At 39.4% G+C, this 22705-nt stretch carries 18 protein-coding genes and 1 pseudogene; 1 reads left to right on the forward strand and 18 read right to left on the reverse strand.

Annotated features, from left to right (window positions below):
• Window positions 1-305: 305 nt before the first annotated feature.
• The 10 genes from ACQKMR_RS23870 to ACQKMR_RS23915 form a co-directional block, all read right to left on the reverse strand.
• Window positions 306-1067, reverse strand: a complete 762-nt coding sequence (locus ACQKMR_RS23870) for a hypothetical protein (protein WP_427699511.1) — start codon at window positions 1065-1067, stop codon at window positions 306-308.
• A gap of 29 nt (window positions 1068-1096) precedes the next feature.
• A complete protein-coding gene (locus tag ACQKMR_RS23875) occupies window positions 1097-2143 on the reverse strand; it encodes a cytochrome d ubiquinol oxidase subunit II (RefSeq protein WP_427699512.1) in 1047 nt (348 codons plus the stop codon).
• A 14-nt stretch (window positions 2144-2157) separates the two neighbouring features.
• On the reverse strand, window positions 2158-3519 hold the full coding sequence (locus ACQKMR_RS23880; RefSeq protein ID WP_427699513.1) for a cytochrome ubiquinol oxidase subunit I: 1362 nt from the start codon (window positions 3517-3519) through the stop codon (window positions 2158-2160).
• A 521-nt stretch (window positions 3520-4040) separates the two neighbouring features.
• Entirely contained in the window at window positions 4041-4493 is a 453-nt protein-coding gene (locus tag ACQKMR_RS23885) for a Ger(x)C family spore germination C-terminal domain-containing protein (RefSeq protein ID WP_427699540.1), read from the reverse strand.
• Between the two features lie 368 nt (window positions 4494-4861).
• Window positions 4862-5509: a 3-oxoacid CoA-transferase subunit B gene (locus ACQKMR_RS23890; protein ID WP_427699514.1), complete on the reverse strand. Its 648-nt coding sequence runs from the start codon at window positions 5507-5509 to the stop codon at window positions 4862-4864.
• A gap of 17 nt (window positions 5510-5526) precedes the next feature.
• A complete protein-coding gene (locus ACQKMR_RS23895; RefSeq protein WP_427699515.1) occupies window positions 5527-6222 on the reverse strand; it encodes a CoA transferase subunit A in 696 nt (231 codons plus the stop codon).
• 31 nt (window positions 6223-6253) lie between these two features.
• Window positions 6254-7639, reverse strand: coding sequence for a GntP family permease (locus ACQKMR_RS23900; RefSeq protein WP_427699516.1), 1386 nt, complete (start codon window positions 7637-7639; stop codon window positions 6254-6256).
• Between the two features lie 508 nt (window positions 7640-8147).
• The gene (locus ACQKMR_RS23905) at window positions 8148-9818 is read right to left on the reverse strand and encodes a sigma-54 interaction domain-containing protein (protein ID WP_427699517.1); all 1671 of its coding nucleotides are present in this window, start codon (window positions 9816-9818) and stop codon (window positions 8148-8150) included.
• 65 nt (window positions 9819-9883) lie between these two features.
• Window positions 9884-11059 carry an acetyl-CoA C-acetyltransferase gene (locus tag ACQKMR_RS23910; RefSeq protein WP_427699518.1) on the reverse strand — a complete coding sequence of 392 codons (1176 nt, stop codon included), beginning with the start codon at window positions 11057-11059 and terminating at the stop codon, window positions 9884-9886.
• Entirely contained in the window at window positions 11056-12003 is a 948-nt protein-coding gene (locus tag ACQKMR_RS23915) for a 3-hydroxyacyl-CoA dehydrogenase family protein (protein WP_427699519.1), read from the reverse strand. Before ACQKMR_RS23915 ends, ACQKMR_RS23910 begins: the two co-directional genes overlap by 4 nt.
• Window positions 12004-12264: 261 nt before the next feature.
• Here ACQKMR_RS23915 and ACQKMR_RS23920 point away from each other — a divergent pair, with 261 nt between their 5' ends.
• Window positions 12265-13041 (forward strand): 3-hydroxybutyrate dehydrogenase, encoded by a 777-nt coding sequence (locus ACQKMR_RS23920; protein WP_427699520.1) that lies wholly within the window; start codon window positions 12265-12267, stop codon window positions 13039-13041.
• A 914-nt stretch (window positions 13042-13955) separates the two neighbouring features.
• Here ACQKMR_RS23920 and ACQKMR_RS23925 read toward each other — a convergent pair.
• The 8 genes and pseudogenes from ACQKMR_RS23925 to ACQKMR_RS23960 form a co-directional block, all read right to left on the reverse strand.
• Window positions 13956-14748 (reverse strand): annotated as a pseudogene (locus ACQKMR_RS23925) (NAD(P)/FAD-dependent oxidoreductase); the annotation flags it as partial.
• A gap of 291 nt (window positions 14749-15039) precedes the next feature.
• Entirely contained in the window at window positions 15040-15999 is a 960-nt protein-coding gene (locus tag ACQKMR_RS23930; RefSeq protein ID WP_427699521.1) for a VOC family protein, read from the reverse strand.
• 42 nt (window positions 16000-16041) lie between these two features.
• On the reverse strand, window positions 16042-16830 hold the full coding sequence (locus tag ACQKMR_RS23935; protein WP_427699522.1) for an SDR family NAD(P)-dependent oxidoreductase: 789 nt from the start codon (window positions 16828-16830) through the stop codon (window positions 16042-16044).
• A 41-nt stretch (window positions 16831-16871) separates the two neighbouring features.
• Window positions 16872-17381, reverse strand: a complete 510-nt coding sequence (locus ACQKMR_RS23940; RefSeq protein WP_427699523.1) for an aromatic-ring-hydroxylating dioxygenase subunit beta — start codon at window positions 17379-17381, stop codon at window positions 16872-16874.
• Window positions 17382-17402: 21 nt separating this feature from the next.
• The gene (locus ACQKMR_RS23945) at window positions 17403-18704 is read right to left on the reverse strand and encodes an aromatic ring-hydroxylating oxygenase subunit alpha (RefSeq protein ID WP_427699524.1); all 1302 of its coding nucleotides are present in this window, start codon (window positions 18702-18704) and stop codon (window positions 17403-17405) included.
• A 46-nt stretch (window positions 18705-18750) separates the two neighbouring features.
• On the reverse strand, window positions 18751-19536 hold the full coding sequence (gene nadX / locus ACQKMR_RS23950; RefSeq protein WP_427699525.1) for an aspartate dehydrogenase: 786 nt from the start codon (window positions 19534-19536) through the stop codon (window positions 18751-18753).
• A 16-nt stretch (window positions 19537-19552) separates the two neighbouring features.
• Window positions 19553-20998, reverse strand: a complete 1446-nt coding sequence (locus tag ACQKMR_RS23955; protein WP_427699526.1) for an aldehyde dehydrogenase family protein — start codon at window positions 20996-20998, stop codon at window positions 19553-19555.
• Between the two features lie 13 nt (window positions 20999-21011).
• Window positions 21012-22700 carry a thiamine pyrophosphate-binding protein gene (locus ACQKMR_RS23960; protein ID WP_427699527.1) on the reverse strand — a complete coding sequence of 563 codons (1689 nt, stop codon included), beginning with the start codon at window positions 22698-22700 and terminating at the stop codon, window positions 21012-21014.
• Window positions 22701-22705: the final 5 nt, after the last annotated feature.

Below are 22705 nucleotides of genomic sequence, written 5' to 3' on the forward strand. Positions count from 1 at the left end.
GGCGCAAAGGCGCCGAGGAGGCTCCCGGACCGCCCGCGGAAAGCGAGTGCCCTACGTTCCAATCAACGTTCGAATTTTTAAAACCCTCAAAAAAACTGTAGACAAACTCGATTTTCATCGAGTTTGTCTACAGTCTGAACAGCTCTCATACTTAAGAGCTGTCTCCTATTTTTTCAAGCCATTAATGCCTTAGTGTTACACAGCAAACAATATGTTTGAAGTATAAATAGTAGAGTGGAATTAACTCTTTTGATGTTTCAAGATTACCCTATCCTATGACAGCCGCCTCAAGCCTTGTTCAGTGACTACTCTTTCTTCTTTACCTTGACTGGTTTAACCTGGGCCTTTACAAGTTTCCACCCATCGTTGTAGGTCCATACTGATTTAATCTCCATCAACGGATCACGCTCGTCGGCCCCTTTCACATTTTGAACCCCCACAAGGCCCTTTCCTTTTCCAAAAACGGTCTTGAGGTTCAATGACGAGTAAGGATCAACCAAAAGCTCGGTCGGTTCATTCAACTTTCCATCTTGATAAATACCCAATTCTTCATATTTTTGTTTTCTTGAACTGACATCTATAACCACAGGCTTTTGTCCTTCAATACTGATTTCCGCTTTGTAGCCGTCAAGAAATTGAGCAATTGCAGGAACAGATGGCGGAATCTCTAATTCCTGAACTTTTCCATCTTTGAACGTGTAGGCATAACTATTTAGCAATCGATCCGTACCTTCCATCAAAACAGTGACTAAAACATCCTGAACCCCATCTTTGTTTAAGTCAGCAAGCTTGAGTTCGGGATTATACCCTGCTTTTAGAGGTACGCCAGTTGTGCGGCGGTTGCTTTCAACACTTATCTCTATTTTTTTAAGAAACTTGCTTCCTTTCTCATATGGCAATCCTTGAACCGTGATGATATCTATTTTTTGGTCACCTGTTACATCTCTTTTTGTCGAAATATAGGTCCCATCAACTTGAAAATTTTTATCATGTGCCTCAACTGCTTGATAACTTAAAAAGAGTGAGATGACTAAAACCGCATATTTAAGCAAATCTAACTTTTTCATAGTGATAACCTCGCTTTTTACAAGATATACTAATTAGTCATTTGTCGACGTTTGAATTTTCGACGTTGATCTTTCATAAAGATGGACCAGAAATAATAGAAACCTGGAACTAAAATTGCAAAGCCTACAATATATGTGGCAAATACTGCCCGGAATGAAGTCGGGTCGGTAAAACCTGAGAGGATTGTAACATTCGGATAAATGATATATGGCAAATGAGCAATCCCATAAACATAGCTGCCGATCAAATACTGAATGATAATCACTATGACAGCGATTCGCGGCATTCCTTTAACCTCTCGTTTGGAAAAATGAGGAAGATAAAGTGCAACTCCGCTAATGATAAAAAATACAAGCGAAACGAGTAATAATGCAGAGTTTTTCATCATCCCTTCGTAAAGCCAATTCGCTTCACTTTTTAATGTAATCATCACCATCATAGCCATAACTAACATAAGCGGCCCCGTTATCATCGCGTCCCGCCGGTATATTTTGTATGCTTTCATTTCATCAGCCTGTTTAGAGTAATCAGATAGAAGTAACGATGATAAAAACAGCGTGCTCATAATTCCGAACCCCATAAAGGCATACTCATTTGGACTTGTGAAAAGTTTGAAAAGATTCAGTTCTTCATTTCCTCGCATTCCTTCAACAAACCCAAGATGGGTGATCGGCAAAACACTGATTAATAGCCCGGGAATGATTAATCCTGTTAACCCTGATATATACGTTAGTGCTTTTTCATACTTGTCTACACTATGCGAGAAAACTAAGAACGCACTTCTAATACAAAGAAGCACTAAAATTAAACTGGCGGGAACAATTAATGCTACACCAATGGTAAAAACTGCCCCCGGAAACAAACTATAAATAGCAATGACAAGACCAACTACGAAGGTATTAGTCACTTCCCATGTAGGGGATAAATAGCTGTTTGCTATCTTTGTAGCATTCGTTTCTTCCTTTTTAATGTAGGTCATTGCCCAGAAACCAGCTCCAAAATCCATCGAGGCCATAATTGCATAAAGAAAAATAAAGCCCCATACTAGCGTTATTGCAAGAAGAGCATCACTCATTGGCTTTCCCCCTTTTATGAATTAGAATCGAACAGCCTTACATCTTTCTGTTCGGCGTTATAAATATCATCCATCACAGAATGACGTTTGAAATAATACAAAAGTGTAAACACGACGGATACGCATAAAATGATATATACAAGAATGAACATCGTGAATAAAAATCCTAGATTTTCATAGGAAGTTACCGAATCCGCTGTGGAAAGCATCCTGTATATCGTCCACGGCTGTCTGCCTGTACAAGCAAAAATCCAACCGCATTCAATCGAAATCACCGATAACGGGCCTGCAGCGACAAACAGCCATAGAACCCATCTGGGATAACTATCCTTCTTCAACCACTTATTCCATATTAAAGCAAACAAGGCTAAAGCGATTAAGCCTGAACCAATAATGACCATAGCATTGAATAAGATATGGACATAAAGCGGTGGCCAATATTCTTCTGGAAAATCGTTCAAACCGGTAACGACTGTATCAAAACTATTGCCTGATAAGAAGCTTAATACCCATGGAATTTCAATCCCATACTTCACTTCCTGAGCTTCCCTGTCGGTATAGCCGAAAAAAGTAAGTCCTGCATGATCCTTTGTTTCAAACAAGCCTTCTGCGGCCGCCAATTTTTCCGGCTGTTCCCTATATAAATGCTGGGTGGTCGCGTGACCGTTAAGTGCCGTCAAAAAAGAGAAGACCAATCCTAATACAATGCTGAGCTTTAATGCTTTTTGGTGAAAATTAAATTCAGTAGTACCAAATTTATTCTTCAACATCTTATAGGCTGCAACTGCAGCTACGACAAAAGCACCTGTCGTATAAGCTGTCAGTGCAGTATGTCCTGCTGTTACTAAGAAACTTGGGTTAAAAAAAGCCGCCCAAGGATCAACATCGACAATTTCCCCATTTTCAAACCGGAATCCAGCCGGTGTCCCCTCAAAAGCATGCACATTAGAAATCAAGACAGCTGATGCCATTGCTCCAAAAGCAACAAAGAATAAGCTCACGACACGAGCCCATGGTTTGATTTTTTCAGCAGCATACACGTAGATGGACATGAACAACGCTTCAATCATAAATGCATAAATCTCAATCTGGAACGGAAGTGCCATAACTCGCCCAATCACTTCCATGAATCCAGGCCATAAAAGTGACAGTTGGACACCCGCAATCGTCCCAGTCGGAATCCCTACTCCAAGCAATACCCCTAATGTTTTAGTCCAGCGTTTCGCCATGACAACATACTGTAAATCCTTAGTCTTTTGATACATCAATTCTGCCGCCAACATCATCATCGGCAACCCTACGCCAATCGTTGCAAATATGATATGTACAGCCATATTCGTTCCGAACATCGCACGGGCCATTTGTATATGATCCATACTGTCTTCCTTTCTAACCTTTGTCTCCTGCTAGTATCTCCGTATAAAAGGAAAATATTTAAAAAAATTCCACATACTATGTTTTCTGAGTTTTTGAAGGAATTTAGTAACTTGCTTACCGTTTTTTGAATTTTAGATTTCATTTATTCTGTCGAGGTTATTCTTGGGATATATTATTTGATTTATTAATGCATCTCATAATTTATGAAAGTTGTAAAAATTGTATTCTAACGAGGTGGATTTCAGGATATTTAAATTTAAGTAAATGAGGGATGGCTCCTAGATTTCATTAAGAAAATTAATCCAGTTAAACTAGATTCTGTTAAAAACATAATTTCCTCTCAAATTTTCACAAGTTAAAAAATTGTAGAGTTACTCCAGAGGGGATCATTTTATGATATTAGATGCAAGATATTCATTGTAAGTACTTTGCAATAAGCTTGCTCTTATTGTTTTAAATTACTGCTCGGGAGCACTAAACCCAAGCGCCATAAATAAGGGATGGAGTGCCTGTGCCATTCTTACTTTGTTCCCCCTTTCGAACCAAAGTCAACAATCCTTATATCTATATGATATTTAATATCGGCCTTACTGAATATTTCGTCCCAGTTCTTCTTGTTTTTCTTCCAAAACTTTGGATGCTGATTTTCCACATAACGATACAATCCTGCTACCCCTGTCTTATATTTATGTTGTAATTTCCCAACGATTTTCTCAACATCTTGCTCTACTTTATCCTCTGCAACACGCTCAGCATCTTTTAAGTAGCTTTCTTTAAATGAATTTTCCTTAGTGTACCAATCTTCCGAAAGCCTTCCTGTGTAGCCGATTGATATATTAATCGTCAAATGTTCCCCATTTACCTCTGTTGTAATTTTTCTCCTTGTTCTTTTTATCACTTCAACACTGAAAGGTTTACTATGATGAGATGCTTCTATTATTCCGCCTTTAACCGTTCCGTTCAGCCAATTTATAGTAGAAACCCAAGTTCACATTCTTCAAACTGGGGTTTCAGAATAATATAACTGCAAACACATAAGCAAATGATTGAAAACGAGCACAAAAAATCATGACGTATCACTCTGCAAAGGTCAAATAGAACAAAATGAATAGTTCACTCTGTTCTAAAAATGGAGGAATCCACTATAATTTATCCGAAAATGAGAGATTTTCGCGTAAGAAACAACCATTCATAAAAAATGATTACAAAGAAAGCGTGCAAATGAAATTAGTTCAACTTCATTATGCACGCTTTCGGATGAAATGATGAAATGCAGGTTCATATAGGTATTTTACAGGGGCCTCAAATTACTTAGGGCATACAAGCATTGACTTTTTTTACTTACCCCTTAATTTCCATAGATGAGCTTACAATAAAGTCAGCCTCAGTATTGCTTTTCACTTGATCAATTGTAACCCCGTTCTGCAATTCGATTAATTCCATACCTGATTCGGAAAATTGAAAAACAGCCAAGTCAGTAATCAGGCAATGGATGACATTTTCTCCCGTCAATGGCAGTGTACAGCTCTTTTTCACTTTGGATTCCCCATGCTTATTCACATGATCCATTATGACAACGATTCGTTTTGCCCCTTGGACGAGGTCCATCGCTCCGCCCATTCCTTTTACCATCTTCCCGGGGATCATCCAGTTAGCTAAATCCCCTTTTTCGGAAACTTCCATTCCACCTAAAATGGCAAGATCGATATGTCCGCCGCGAATCATCGCGAACGACTCAGCACTGTCAAAAAAGGAAGCCCCAGCCTTTGCCGTTACTGTTTCTTTTCCTGCATTAATCAAATCCGGATCCACTTCATCTTTGTTTGGATAAGGCCCAATTCCAAGTAAGCCATTTTCCGATTGAAGCATGACATTGAGGTCACCAGGAATCATGTTAGCAATCAAGGTCGGCATGCCGATTCCTAAATTCACACACATACCATCTTGGATTTCTTTTACTGCACGTTCTAAAATTTGTTGTCTTGACATTCGAAAACTCCCCCTTTTTATGCGTTAGTGGTTGTAAGTTTTTCAATTCGTTTTTGATAATGGTTTCCTACAAAGATTTTTTGTACATAAACCCCAGGAGTATGAATTTCATCTGGATCAAGCTCTCCAATATTGACAAGCTCCTCCACTTCGGCAATCGTGATTTTCCCCGCTGTAGCTACTACTGGGTTAAAGTTTCTTGCCGTTTTTCTATAAATGAGATTACCAAACGGATCTGACTTCCATGCTTTGATAAAGGCGAAGTCCCCGACTAGCCCTTTTTCCATAATGTATTTGCGACCATCAAATTCCTTATGTTCTTTACCTTCAGCCACTTCTGTCCCAACTCCAGTAGCTGTATAAAAAGCAGGAATACCTGCTCCACCTGCTCTTAAACGCTCAGCAAGCGTCCCCTGAGGAACTAGCTCAACCTCCAGTTCTCCATTTAAAAATTGTTGCTCAAACAATTTATTTTCACCTACATAAGAAGCAATCATTTTTTTGATTTGCCTATTCTCCAATAATAGACCGAGACCTGCATCATCGACTCCACAATTATTGCTGATAACAGTCAAATCTTTTACACCTTTATCACGCAAAGCATGAATTAGATTTTCTGGAATTCCACTTAATCCAAAACCGCCAACAACAATCGTTGCTCCATCCTCAATTTGTTGAATGGCACTATCCAAAGAAGACAATAATTTTCCCATTTTCTCCATCTCCATTTCCTAGTTTATTCTTTTAAATAAACAGTGATGCTGAAAAAGCAAGGATGAACACTGTAACCGTTTTCAAGATCGTAATAACAAATATGTCTTTATACGACTGCCGATGTGTCAATCCAGTAATCGCAAGTAAAGTAATTACGGCACCGTTATGTGGAAGCGTATCCATTCCTCCGGATGCCATAGAAGCAATACGATGAAGCATTTCCGGGCTGAACCCAACAGTTTGTGCCACCTGCAAGTAGTGACTTCCCATTACCTCTAATGCAATAGAAAGTCCACCAGAAGCTGATCCAGTAATTCCTGATAGCACATTGACTGCGACTGCTTCCGAAACGAGTGGATTGCTGCTTGCGTTGAACACCCAATTTTGAATCATAGAGAATCCAGGAAGCGTTTTCACAACATTTCCAAAACCAACCTCAGAAGCGGTATTGAAGATTGCTAGTAAAGAGCCCATTGCCGCAGCTGTTAAACCACTTGCAAGTTTGACCTTTATCCGTCCAACATTCAAAAGCATCGCTGCTATAATCCCGATTGTGAGTGCAACAATTAAAGACCAAGAAGAAGTTACTGAGCTTACATCAGCAATATTGAAGGTTTCCTTTAACATCGTGCTATCATACCAGTGCTTTACGGAGATAGCACTGCGACTGAAAGCGAAATTGAACGCAACCACAAGGACAAGTGGTACGATGGACAGCCAAAAGTTAGGCAGGTTTTTCTGTTCTCCACTTTCGGGTTCATTAGTATGTCCTTCCCCGTAACCTTCACCTTTTGCTAGCGCTTGTTTACGACGATGTTCTAGCCAGATCATTCCACCTGTGAATACCATGATTGCGCCAATAATTCCGATTAATGGTGCCGCATAAGTATCTGTTCCGAAATAATTGGTTGGTATGATATTTTGAATCTGCGGTGTTCCAGGAAGAGCATCCATCGTATAAGTGAATGCACCCAGCGCTATAGTTCCTGGCAATAACCGTTTTGGAATATCCGCCTCTTTATAAATCGCTGCAGCAAATGGATAAACTGCAAAGGCTACAACAAACAGTGAAACCCCACCATATGTCAGTGCTGAACAGGCCAGTACTACAGCAAGAATGGCCCTCTTGGAACCTAGTGATTTAACGATGGTCTTGGCAATAGATGCTGCTGCACCGCTCATCTCCATTACTTTACCAAATATAGCACCTAATAGAAAAATTGGGAAGAATGATTTTACATAGTTTGCTGCATACGTCATATATGTCTCTGTATAACTAGGTAACAAATGACCACCAGATAATATGACCGCCAATAACGTAACAAGCGGTGCTATGATAATGACCGGATAACCCCTATAAGCTAAAAAGATTAAAAGTCCAAGAGCCACAACAATGGCTAAAATTTGAATCACCAATATAATTCCCCCTTTTCTTTTCTCCCATTGCCCCCAAAAATTCACATTTCCAATTGGCTAATACCATCCGAGTCTGCCTTCCCCAAGTCAAGCTGAATGATTTTACTACTACTTCCGCCTATTGATAATGCTTTCAACAAACTATGAAACTTTAGAATTACTCCCTATCCATTTTCCCAATCGTAGCCCTTTGTAAAATGACAGATGGACCATTCAATAAAATACCTATGCAATAATCGTGCCAACATAAATTAGATTTACAATTACTCATCTATCAAAACATTTTAAATCATTTTCCCTCCCCATTTTATTAACTCTAAAAGATAAAATCATCTAAAACTGTTCAGATTTCTTTACACTCTGTTTATAACCTTCAAAAAAGTGTAAGCCTTTTCAAACACTATTCAAATTACCTATCGTATTATGAACGGATTTCTTAACACATTCATAAAAATTTCCAAACAATAAAAAAGTACCCTATGCAAATGCAAAGGGTACTTTTCTACAATCATAAACCATACTTATTCATTTTCTCATAGAGTGTCGTCCGACTAACTCCGAGTCGCTTTGCCGTTTCGGATTTATTACCTGAAGTCATTTCCAAACAAGAAAATATTGTAGCACGTTCGGTTTCTTCCATTACTTCAGCTAAAGTGCGGATAGGGTATTGTTCTTTATGACCCGTTATTTCTTCAGGAAAATGCTTGGAATCTATCATTTCCTCTTCTTCAACAATATTCAATGCTCGTTCAATGATATTTTCCAGCTCACGAATATTACCCGGCCAATTATATAGACGAAGTAGACGTAAAGCTTGATCACTCATGCCCTGTACATTCTTTTTCATAAGGTTTTGGTATTTTTCAACAAAATAATTCACCAGAATTTCAACGTCCTCTAATCGCTTCCTTAAGGACGGAACGTGAATTTGCATGACCTTTAACCGATAATACAAATCAAGCCTGAACTCCCCTTTTGAAACCATTTCTTCTAGATTGCGGTTCGTTGCCGCTATTACCCGTACATCAATCTGAACACTGCCCGTAGAACCGACCCGCTCAATTTCTTTCTCTTGTAAAACACGAAGCAATTTCACCTGCATATGCAGTGGTAGCTCACCAATTTCATCAAGAAAAATTGTCCCTCCATCAGCTGCTTCGAACTTACCTGCCTTCCCGCCTTTTTTTGCACCGGTGAAAGAACCCTCTTCATAGCCAAAGAGCTCTGACTCTAGCAATTCTGCAGGGATAGCTGCACAGTTTACTTTAACGAATACACCCATCGCTCGTCTGCTTTCATTATGAATTGAATGGGCAAACAGCTCCTTACCTGTTCCGCTTTCACCCAGTATCAACACATTTGAGTCACTTTTAGCTGCAATTCTGGCTTGAACTTTTACTTCCATAAGAGCAGGACTTTTCCCTATTATATGATCAAACGTATAGGATGCTTTATTTCTCTCGCGAAAATCACCTTTATACTTTTTAAGCTCTATTTCCAATAAGTTTACCCGTTTGGAAAGAGCTGTAAATTGCCCGACATTTTTAAATAATATCTTCCCGACCGCCCCTACGATTTTACCTTGTTTCAGAATCGGGGAACGGGTCGCAATAATGTAATTATTTTTAATTTTTTGTAATTCAGCGACTTCTTGTTTGCCAGTTTTGGCTACTAAATGCATACGGGTATTTTCGATGACCTCCGTTACATGCTTCCCAATTGAGCTTTCCTGATCAACCCCAAGAAAATCAGCATAAGCATGACTCAACATTTGTACATACCCTTCCGTATCGACCATAACCAATCCATCATAGGCAAATTCAATAATATCTTTAAAAAGGATTTCTTCATGATTATCAATATTAAGAAAATCATTTTTATTGTTCGTAAATAACAGGAAATAAAATTGATACTCCTCATCAACCAATTGAACAATCACTTTTCTAACAATCACATTATTACCGTTCAAAAAAAAAGGCGTATTTACAGCTGACGATAGATTTTTTTTGATTATCAACGTTGTTTGCTGATCAAATTGATCCTCAGAAAATCCCTCAGATAATACGCGATTGTATAGGACGATTTCTTTTTCATTTTTCGTTACCAAAATCCCAAAAGGTAATTCTTCCAATATCGCTTTCACTAATTCTAATTGAACCGTTTTATTATCATGGGCCATACCTATTCTCCTTAATCCATCTGATGTTTACCATTATATCATAGGAAAATAAGGCCACGGCACCTTTACCGTTCAACAATCAGCGCTGTACCCTGCCCGCCACCAATACATAAAGTTGCAAGGCCCGTTTTTGCACCTCTACGCTTCATTTCATACAATAATGTAACCAAAATCCGCGCACCAGAAGCACCTACAGGATGGCCAAGTGCTATCGCACCGCCATTTACATTCACTTTTTCTGGATCCAGTTCAAGGTCCTTCAGCACAGCGAGTGACTGTGCCGCAAAGGCTTCATTCACTTCCATTAAATCAATTTCATCAATATTCAAATCCGCTTTTGCTAAAGCTTTTCTTGTCGCAGGCACTGGACCGTATCCCATGATTTTCGGATCAAGCGCAGCATTTGCATATGACTTGATCGTTGCTAAAATTTCTAGTCCAAGATCGTCAGCTTTTTCTTTAGACATCAGCACCAGCATCGCACCGCCATCATTGATTCCAGACGCATTTCCGGCCGTAACCGTTCCATTTTCCTTAAAAGCAGGTCGAAGTTTCGTTAGCTGGTCTATCGTTAGCCCATGGCGTGGATGTTCATCTTGGTCAACTAAGATCGTTTTTCCTCTGCGTTTATATTCAACAGGGACGATTTCATCTACAAATCGACCTTCAATTTGGGCCTTTTCAGCCTTCAACTGACTATGTAAAGCAAATTCATCCTGCTTTACACGACTGATTTCCCACTGTGCCGCAATATTCTCGGCCGTTACACCCATATGATACTTATTAAAAACATCCGTTAAGGCGTCATAAGTCATTGAATCCACGACTTCGGCATTCCCCATCTTCTGTCCAAAACGGTAATTCGGAAGTAAATACGGGGCATTGCTCATGCTTTCAATACCACCAGCAAGAATCACATCGGCATCACCAAGGGCTATGAATTGGGCCCCCATAATTACCGTACGGAGCCCAGACCCGCAAAGCTTATTGATGGCCATAGCCGGTGTTGTTTCCGGAACTCCTGTATGAATCGCAACCTGACGTGCCACATTTTGCCCTAACCCGGCCGATAGAATATTCCCAACCAATACCTCATCGATCATGTCAGCCGAAATATTTGCCCGCTTAATTGCTTCCTTAGCTGCTACCACTCCCAATTCAACCGCTGAAACATTGGCAAGACTACCTCCAAACGTACCAACTGGTGTTCTTGCTGCTCCTACAATCACTACTTCTCTCATAATACTTCCTCCTTCTCCATTTTTAATTTTCCTAGTTTAATAAAATTACGGTCCCTCTCATTGATTTTCTGAGAAACGGTAGATTCCTCATACGTGAAAATCCCTTCACCTGACTTCGCCCCAAGCTTCCCCTTTTCCACTAAATCACGAATAATGATCGGGGCTTGCTTACTTTGATCCAACTCTGGTGCAACATTATCAAAAACGCGCTGCCATGTATCAAGTCCCCCAAAATCAGCAATCTCGATTGGCCCAGTAAACGCCCAACGAAATCCAGGTCCCGCTGTAATGGCTGTATCAATATCCTCAGCAGTAGCTACGCCCTCTTTTAAGAGATAAAAGGCTTCCCGCATCAAGGCAGTTTGCAGACGATTGGCAATGAATCCAGCTATTTCTTTTTTTAAAAGAATCGGAGACTTGCCTATTTTACGAATTAAATCAAGTGTAGCCTCGACGACTTCCGGCTTTGTTTCATTATGCTGAACAATTTCAACTAAAGGAACCAGATGCCCAGGATTAAAAAAATGCGCGATTATCATCCGGTCCGCAAACGAAGCTGTCTCCATCAATCGCGAAATCGGGAAGGTCGATGTATTTGATGCAATAATTGCATCCTCTTTCACTATTCGCTCCAATTGTTGATATAGATCTAACTTCAATTCAATGACTTCCGGAATAGCCTCAATTATAAAGTCAGCATCCCTGACGGCCTCCTTCAAGCCAACCGTATATGTAATATTAGATAAAGCACCCTGCTTTTCCTGTTCAGTCATAGCACCTTCTTCAATAAGCAGGGATAGATTCTCAGATATTCGATCTTGGGCTTTCGATAGAAACTCTTCCTTAATATCGTTGATAGTGACGAAATACCCGCTAACTGCAAATGACTGAGCGATTTCACTCCCCATTACACCTGAACCGATAATTGCTATATTTTTTATCATCTCGTTTCTCCTTTCATATCCATGAAATTTCCTACATTTTACTCAACTTATATACATGCAATATCCATGCCAACCCTAAGAGTAAATAAAAATCTTTTGTTATTTTGAAAATTATGATAGACTCTAAATCAATAACCATCCCCCCATATTTTTATTACCTTCCCTTGATATTTTAAATTTGCTTTTATATGAATATTCCCTATATCAAACTTAACTTTTTGACAGATTTAGACCATTACATTTTTTTTGGAGGAATGTAATATGGTTAAAGATAAAGTGGCGATCATTACGGGGTCTGCTAGAGGAATCGGTTTTGAAATTGGTAAGATCTTTGCTGAAAATGGAGCAAAGGTCGTACTGTCAGACCTTAATCAAATTACAGTTGAAGAAGCAGCTCTAGGTTTAAGAAACAAAGGCTTGGAAGTCACCGGCTTTAAAGCAGACGTAACTAATGAAGAAGATATTATTCAACTAATCAAACAGACCAAAAGGAAATATGGCCGAATTGATATTTTCATTAATAACGCCGGCCTTCAACATGTTGCTCCGATTGAAGAGTTCCCAACTGAAAAATTCGAACAGATGATCAAAATCATGCTGACCGCTCCATTCATAGCAATTAAAAACGTTTTGCCTATTATGAAAGAACAAGGATTAGGCAGAATCATTAATATCTCTTCCATTAATGGACTGATTGGATTTGCTAATAAAGCAGCGTACAATAGTGCAAAACACGGTGTAATTGGATTGACGAAAGTCGCAGCCCTTGAAAGCGCATCTTCGGGAATTACAGTAAATGCCCTTTGCCCAGGATATGTGGACACACCTCTCGTACGCGGCCAACTGGAAGATCTAGCAAGAACAAGACAAGTGCCCCTAGAAAGTGTTTTGGAAGAAGTTATCTATCCGCTCGTCCCACAAAACCGCTTACTCGACGTAAGTGAAATCGCCGACTATGCCATTTTCCTCGCTAGTGACAAAGCCCGAGGCATCACCGGCCAGGCTGTTGTGTTGGATGGTGGTTATACAGCTCAATAAAAAGAAAAGAGCTACTACAAGAGGACTTTAACCCGGATAAAGGACACTTAATAAAGTGCCCTTTATCCGGGTTTTTCTTTGTATCCTGCGAATGAAACAAAAGAATAAATAAGATGTTATTTTTTATGACAAAAATGGTAGGCCATATCAAAACAAAAAAGAAAGAAAAAAAGAGTTAGTAGCTATTAACCACTCACTCCGCAGATTTCAATTTCATAGATACAAAATAATTTCATAATATTTAATCCTAAAGTTATAAATAAATTCTAAAAAAACGTCTTAAAAATCTCTTGGTGCTGACTACATTCATTGCAGATATATTCTATTTCTAATGCATCTTCTCTTACTGTATGAACTGTTTCTTTTTTACACGTTTCACAAAATCTTTTTTCGTTTATTTCTTCCATTACTAGTCACTCTCCGTGTTCATCTTATTTGGTGCCACTCTAGGCTGTTAGGATATTTTGTGTAGCTATTATATTTTGTGAATAATTAAAAGAAAAATACCATTTTTTCCTGGAAGACCTCCATAATGGAAAAGAAGAAAAGAATTCAGAGACAAAAAAACAACATTCTGATGCCTAGGAACAAGCAGGCTCTGGGTGCCCAAATATACGTACCAGCCTTTGGTTATAGTAAATTATACTTGTTCCTTGAAATTTCAAGTTACCTTAAAGCACCACTTAGCTTGCATTAATAATATTAATATTCAGAATTATTTGTCGGTATTTCCCCCATTTTGTTGCTAATTATTCTACCTATATAAACGACCATTTTTGAATTGCTACCTAATATTCCCTAATTGCCTTACTTTGCTTCAAACCATTCAAGGGTATGGTCAAAAAAGTACCACCTGACCATCACCCTTGAAAATCACTTTTAAGACCACATTTTAATGCACTAGGACCAGAAAATCATGCGAATAAGGAAGTACTATGCATTGGCTGAACTTTGGCTTTAGGACTCAATATAAGCTTTAGCATTATTGACTGCAGTAGGACCTTCACCAAATCCTGATGTAATTAATTTAACCTTTCCTTCATACGTACAAATATCCCCGGCAGCGTATATGCCTGAAACATTTGTTTCTTGCTTGGTATTAACTATAATTGAATTTTTCTCAAGTTTTAGACCCCATTCTTTAATTGGGCCAAGAGAGGAAACAAAACCATAGTTAACAATTAGGTCATCTATATCAACTAGTTCTTTTTGTTGAGTCTTAGTGTGTTCTACGACAATTTTAGTGATTTGATCTGCTCCTACCAGCTCTGAAGGAACATAAGGTGTTTTGACTTCAATAGACGAATTCATCAATTGGTTTACACTATGTTCATGAGCACGAAATTTATCTCTTCGATGTATCAATGTTACTTTTTCAGCGATAGGCTCAAGCATAAGTGCCCAATCAAGAGCCGAATCTCCACCGCCTAGAATCGCTACTTTTCTTCCTTTGAATCGAGTCATGTCATTCACAAAATAATGTAAATTCTTGTTTTCAAACTGTGTTGCATCTTCTAGTTCTAATTTACGAGGCTGAAAAGCTCCATTCCCTGCAGTAATAATAACTGATTTAGAAAAATGAGTATCTAGGTTTGTAGTGATTTTAAATGTCTCCTCTAATTCATTAGGTATGACGGCTGTTCCTTCATTTTTATCTAATGTTACAAAAGCAATACCTTCTTCATCGTAATCATAAATTTCAGGGGCTGTAGCTCCACAAGCAATACAAGTTTCTTTATTAACAATCGTATAACTAGCCATTTCCCCTCGTTTTCTCTCCTTTCTAAATTCCAGTTTCTACCCAGGGCTCTTACAAATCTGGTTGTAGAAATCTGGGTATTTCCTATGCTTTTTCTATTTACTTATTCTTGCTCAGATTCTCTATGTTTCCAAATTAATGCTTCACTGAGTATTGATAATTACTCATTATGTAAGTCCTAAGTGTTCAGACACTTTAATATGAACACATATTTTAGTTGGTAATTGAATGACATACGTTTACATATCAAAACGTTCTAGCAATTCAATAATCACTTTATATGTCGATGTCGTGTCCATATATGCATATCGTCCTTTTCCGTTAAAAAAGTTACCTGTCTGAATGACCGGATAGCCCATTTTTTCCAACATCTTCATTTTCTCATCCAGGTCTTTAACGACAAACGAGATATGGTGAACTCCTTCGCCATACGTTTCAAGATGATGCTTCCAAGTGCTCGGAGAATCGCCCGGCTCAATCAATTCAATTTGAATTAATGGCGTATTGAAAAACATATATCTTGATTTTCCTTCAGTAGGCTTTCCTTTGTAAATCACATTTGTTGCCTCAGGGGAACCAGAGTGAATGATCGACGGTTTTTCCATATCTAGCAATCTACAGAAGGCATCTGCAGTCGTATCAAGGTCTTTAACGACAATTGCAAGCTGTTCTACTTTGTTAGTCCCTAAAAGCGGCTGAACGCTGTCATCTTCCGGTTTTTCCCACTCTGTTTGCCTCGGTTCTGCACTCTCAAGCAGTTCAACTAACGTTTTATGATCATCTAGTGTATCTACATATACATACCGGCCGTCACTCGAGGTAAATTCACCTGTTTGCAATACTGGGTATCCACTTTTCTCCATCACAGGAAGCCTCTTTTGGATAGAGTCAACATCAAAAGCAATATGATGAATTCCTTCACCTACTGTATCCAAAAACTCACGCATTGTTCCTGGATTTTTATCCGGTTCTATGAGTTCGAATTGGACGGTTGGTGTATTTAGAAAAGCAAGTTTAGATTTTGAATCTGTTGGTTCACCTTTAAAAATCACTTTCGAAACAGTACTGTCACCAGTTAGAAATGGTTCAACCTTCTTAATGCCTAACAATTTTGCAAAAGCTACATTAGCAGATTCAATATCTTTTACAACAAATGCAAGCTGATTAATATTTCTATTGCCTAATAGTGATTCAGTCATGTTTATTAACCTTTCTAACGTCTATTTATTTAAATTATTCATTCAGCCAAGTCCCCGCACTGACAATCCACCATCACTAGAAATAACTTCACCGGTAATCGCGCGCGCTTCGTCAGAAGCTAACAGCACATACGCAGCAACGTGATCTTCTGGCAACTGGGCAAGTTGAAGTGGGTTTCTTTTTTTAATGCTGCTTGCTTTCGTATCATTATCCACGACTTTAACAAATGGGCGCAGAGGTGGAATGACCGATAATGCTGTCAGTGTACCACCAGGCGCTACAGCATTTACCCGAATATTTGGAGCGAGTTCGAAAGCAAGTTGGCGCATTAATCCGATTTGAGCGTGCTTACTTGCTGTGTACCAAACGCCGCCGCCATCAGGATAGAAACTTGCACCAGATACAGTAAAAATAATATTGCCATTAGATTTCTGCAGTTCTTCAAGTGCTGCTTTCGCACCAAAGAAAGAGCCTTTAACGTTAATATTGAGCAGGAAATCATATGCTTCGGAAAGTGCATCGGGTGTTACTTCGGCAAATTTAGCAAATCCATCGAAGACTCCTGCATTAGCGATGAAAACATCTAACTTTCCAAATTGCTTAACAGTGGCCTGTACAGCCTTCTCATTGTCTTCGTATTTGCTTACATCTCCTTGGTTAATGAGAATTTCTTCACCAAATTCCTCTTTCATTTTCTTTAGCGTTTCTATAGAACGACCGATAATGCTGACTTTTGCCCCTTCTTGTATAAAACGTCGAGTGACAGCTTCTCCTATACCCGAATTGCCACCAGTAATCAACACTACTTTATCTTTTAAGGCCATTGCCATTGTAACCAACCTCCTTGTTATCTTTTTTACGATACTTACTGTTATACGAAGATAGCAAGATTCCTTGTATTTATTGTTGTTTGATCAACAATGAATATCCGTTTGGAAAGTTTCCATTTACCATCTTCGAATATGAATTCATCATTTCGTTCCCCCGAAATCAAATCGTGTTGAATATCCGTGCTACGGCTTCGATAGATAAGTAGATAGCTCTTAACGACTGCCTTTTGACCTTCAACAAAGTCTTTAACACGCACGTTGCTGACAAAACGCCGCGTTCTTGAAGGAGGAATTTCCGCCCATGCATAATCCGTTTTCAAACGATCTACGCGGAGCTTAAGTAATTCAATATCATCATTAAATGTAAACATATTTGTTGAATAATCGGGACGTTCAACTCCTTCCTTATTGACACGTACGGGCATTTGATAACACAAACTCGAATGCATAAGGTCGAACCATTCATCAAATTCGATATCATCCAGTAATTGTGCTTCATCATACAACCACTGTTCAAATTCACATTTAATAAGCATTTTTTCCACGTTCATTTTTCTTCCCCCTCCCGCTTATCATTTCGTCATTAATTCCAACCAGTATTTATAAAAATTCCGTTGGCTTGCTTCTGTGAATTTATCATCGTAAGCAACACCTGGTCCGATAAAATCAACAGGTTCGCGATGAAGACCCATTGTATAATTATAAGTTAAATTCTTTAGAAAAGGCATCGGACCCTGGGCGGCTTCAGTAATGTCCGTAAATACTTCCGTATCATCTTGCTCAAAAATGCCAGATGGGCTAAAAGTCAAGATAAACGAATCTCTTGAACGATTTTTCCAATCTTGAGAGGCATTTTTTTCAACGAGCATCCAAGCGATTACTTCCATTTTATTGTGACTTATTGGCCGCCACATTCTAATTGAAGTGTTAGAGATAAACTGGTCTTTAATTTTTGTATGAGAAATTAAAAATGATAAGTTCGGGAAAACGTTTCCAATCATATTTTTTAAGTTTGATAACACCTCATATTGTTCTTCTGACAAATTACTTTTAAATTCATTTTTCAATTCTTCCGGGAAAGCAAAGTCAGTGTTAGGTGTTCCTAAGTTTAGTCCATGTCCGTTTTCCGTATGAATTTGAAAACCACGCTTTGAATACGTTGCATTGGGTACCATGCCTAGTTTTGCAATTGAACCATGTGTGACCATCGTATGATAGGAATCACCAACAAAGTTATCAGAACCTACTTTCCAGTTAGAACTAACAACAAATCGTTGAGGAACCCCGATTACTTCCATTTCTGCCCGTCCTACAAGGATATCTAAATACCATTTAATATCACCTAGAAACTCTTCAAGCGGCTCTACATCTTCATTCCATGTTCCAAATAAAAGACCTTTATAAGATTCAAGCTTCACTTGGTGAAGCCCCATTTGTGAACGGTCAAGCGTACCGCCATAAATATCTTTTTGAAGTGGCACACCCACAAGCTCTCCTGTGTTTTTAAAGTTAAATCCATGATATGGACACGTAAATAAAGTCTTGTTACCTTTGTCAGCCCGACAAAGTTTCATCCCACGATGGGTACACATATTATAAAAAGCACGAATTTCCCCTTCATTATCACGTGTAATAATGAGCGAATATCCGGCGAGGTCACGTGTCATGTAGTCCCCATTGTTTGGGACTTCAGATTCATGACCGACAAAGACCCATGTTTTCAAAAATACTTTTTCATGTTCTATATCGTAAACCGCTTGATTGCCAAGGAGGTAAGCAGGAATTACTCCTTCCTCTGGTTTGACCGTTTCGTTCATATAGTTAACAACTTGCTCTTTGGACATTTCTTCTAAGGATTTATCAGTTTTAAGCATACTTGTAGTCTCCCCTCTATGAACATGACATGACTTAAATCAATTATTACCCAATTTGAACACTCTTTTCTTTGTTTTGCAGTGTAGCCAATACACTTAACGCAGCTAAGTAACTCGTTTTCGGATTGTTTGGCATCGGATCATTTTCTACTTCAAGTTTAAGTTTTCCGAATGAACCTGACGCTTCAATAAGGTGAATATTTTTCAATACATATGGATCGGCAATGATTTTCACTTTCGTCTTTTCAGAACCGAGACCAGCCAAAGACAATACAATAGCAACATTAATATTTCTCGGAAACTGCTTAATTGCTTCCGCAGCAGAACCTTCGAATAATACCGTTTCTTCTTCTAAAGAAGAACCTGCAGGCAACGCGCTAGGCGGTTTTCTCGTGGTAATACACACGGATTCAAGTCCATTAACTGCTTTTGCCGATTTAAGTACATCGAGACCTCCGATTGCACCGGACGGCAGGAAAATATTAACGTTATTTTTTCGGCAGAGGCGTATAATATTGTCTTCATAATCAGCATCGGCCATTACACCTATGCTGCTTAATAAAAGATTTTTTCCGCTTTTAAGCACTTTCAATGCGTACTCTTCAGCAGCTTCAATTGTTGCTGCTTCTATGACTAAATCCACATCTGAATTAAGAAGAGAGTCAACATCACTATAAGACTGTGTCTCAAATTCTTCAACTAGTTGAGCTGCTATTTCTTCACGGCGTGCATAAATCGAAACGATTTTCCCTCCTGGAAGAAGTCCGTCTTTATTTATTGCCTGAAGCAGAAATTTCCCGATATTACCGCATCCAATTAGCCCTAGTTTCATGTAATTTCATCCTTCCTCAATCAGCAAACCCATATGAGTCTGCAAAGAATTCAAGTCCACAATGTCTCGTTTCGCGGGAAACACCACTTTCTTTTAAACCAGGGAAATCGAGAGCCAATTCGCTGAAAACGGTATGGTTATTATGGAAAACCGCTCCTGCTTCGAGACGATCTGCCATCTCAATAGCTAATTCTTCATTCACAGTCCAAACAGACGCACGCAAACCAAATTCGCTATCATTCGCTAACCTTACCGCTTCATCAACATCTGAGAAAGGCAAAATAGGGATGACTGGTCCAAATTGCTCGACCCGGACCACTTCGCTTTGCTGATCGACTCCTGTAATAATAGAAGGAAGCATATAATAACCTTGATCCCATGTTTCTGGATTAAGTTGAATTCCAGTAGTGACTACTTTTCCACCAGACTTAGCCGTACGTTCGATCAACTCATTCACATAGTCAAACTGTGCTTTATTATTCAATGGTCCCATTGTTACATCCGGCTGAATGCCATCACCAACCACGATTCGGCCAAACTCTTTGGTTAATTTTTTCACAACTTCGTCAAAGCGTGATTCATGGACATACACTCGTTTAACAGCAGAGCATACTTGGCCTGCAGCTCGTAAAATACCCATTCTCAAACGTTTGATTGCTGCTTCATCCATGTTGGCATCTTCCAAAATAATAGCAGGATCATTACCGCCAAGTTCCATATAAACTTTTTGTAGATTTCCTGCCGATTTCTTCATGATTTCTTTTCCAGTTTCTGTACTGCCGACAAAAGCAACGGTACGCACACGAGAATCAGAGCAAAGCGTGTCTCCGATTGCTTTTCCTGAACCAGACACAATATTAATGACTCCTGGGGGAAAATGTTCAGCTACCACTTTTAAACAAGTCATTATCGTTAACGGGCAATTTGTAGCAGGTTTCACAACAACTGTATTGCCTGCTAAAATCGCTGGTATGACTCGTTTAAATGTCAATATCATCGGAGAGTTCCACGGTGTGATAATTGCCGTGACACCTCTCGCTCTTCTTCTGACTTGTACATTTTGATTTCCTGGGAGCACTTCTGGTTGCCACCAATTAAGTACCTCTGTTGCACAGCCCTTCATGACCTCAACACAACGTAGTAAATCCTTTTTAGCTTCAACAAGTGTTTTTCCATTTTCTCGAACAAAAACTGTGACATTTTCCTCAATTATTTTAGCCAGTTCCTCTGCCGCTGTATTCATCCGGGTAGCCCGGTCCTTTACATCAGAGCGAGACCAGGTTTCATAAGCCTTCACTGCCACTTCTATCGTTTCATTTACGATTTCCTCAGAACAAATTGCCACTTGGCCGACTACTTCTGACGTGTTTGCGGGATTGATTACATCAACTGTTTCTGTTATTTCTTTCCATTCTCCATTAACAAGGTATTTACCTGAAACAACCGGATATGTCGAAATCATTCTCAATCCTCCATTAAAGTTTTTTTGGTTTAAATGCTTCGGCTGCTCCTGGAGGTCCACCAAACGGCTTTGCCATTGGTCCCACAGCTTCCATATCAACAACGATCATTGAAGGCTTACGTCTTTCTTTTGCTTTTTTCAGTTCGCTTACAAATTCATCTCCAGAACCAATCCGTACAGCATCGAAGTGCATGGACTCAGCAAGTTTCACAAAATCTGGACTCAATAAATCAACTGCTACTTGGCGCCCATAGGCAGCTTCTTGAATATTGCGGAGAACACCGTAGCCTGAGTCATCAAATAATACAATGATAACAGGTAAATTTTCTTCAGCTGCAGTAACCATTTCCCCGACATTAACCATAAAACCGCCATCTCCAGCCATCAGCACAACTGTTTTATCTTGACAGCCCATTTGTGCGCCAATAGCCGTTGGAAGGCCTTGACCAATTCCGCCACCAGATGCATGAATAGAAGTTCTCGGTTCATAAATTTCAAATAAACGGCTGCCCCAAACGTTTGCCTGAACAGTAACATCACGAACAATAATGGTATCGTTCGGCAATATTTCTCTCATGCCATCTACAAATTGCTCATACGGTCCAAGCGTTTCACGCAGTTGAACGCGCACTTCATTTCTAAGTGAACGGACTTCACTTACATAAGAAGGATCTGCATAAACTGATTTTTCTTCAAGCTTTTGGATGAGGGCTACTAACATATCTTTCGCATCGCCAACCAAACCTATAGTCGACTTATAGTTACGGTTAATTGCCTGAAAATCCGCATCGATCGCAATATGCTCTTTGGGTACTGGTACTTTCCAGTTAGACGTTTCATTCCCTCTAAAACGAACACCTACGCTGATTAACAAATCCGCATTTTGCAAAAACTCTTTTGTGGACTCATAAGCCGCGAAATGTCCTATGCATTGTTCGTGGTTTTCGGGAATCGAACCTTTTCCTGATTGGCTTGTTAAAACTGCCGCACCAAGAATTTCCGCCAATTTTTGCAGCTCTTGCGAAGCATTTGCACTTATGACACCACCTCCAGCCCAAATCACTGGACGGCGCGCTTCAACCATTTTATCCACGGCTTGTTCAGGAATAAATGCCGTTGATTGTTTTTCAGATGCTGCAACTTGGATTCCATCGAGAGAAATATCCTCGATAATTGCCGATTGATAGTCAATTGGAATTTCCAATGTAACTGGTCCTGTTGGCGCAGTTAACGCTTCTTGAATGGCCTTTCTTACTACTGCAGCCGTTTGTGCCGGATTTCTAAGCCTTACAGCATTTTTACAAGCACCGCTCATCATCGAGAGCTGGTCTTTACACTCATGTATGTATCCTCTACCTGTTCCAAGATATGTTGAAGCGACTTCGCCGGTAAGATGAAGAAGGGGAACACCAGCGGCCCAAGCTTCTACTAATGAACCTGCCGCATTTCCTGCTCCTGTACCTGTACTAGTAATTACTACACCTAGTTTTCCAGTCGCACGTGCATAACCATCGGCCATATTGACTGCACCGCTCTCTCCACGTGAACAGATGAGTTTAATGCTTCCTTCTCTAAGAATCGCATCATAGATAGGCATATTATGAATACTGACAATCCCGAAAGCAGCTTCTACGTCAGCTTGCACTAGCTCTTTTACGATGGAATCGGCGGTCGTAAACTCTATTTCTTCTTGTTTTTTCATATTGT

This window comes from Peribacillus sp. NPDC096540 (genome assembly GCF_050278525.1).
Taxonomy (GTDB): domain Bacteria; phylum Bacillota; class Bacilli; order Bacillales; family DSM-1321; genus Peribacillus.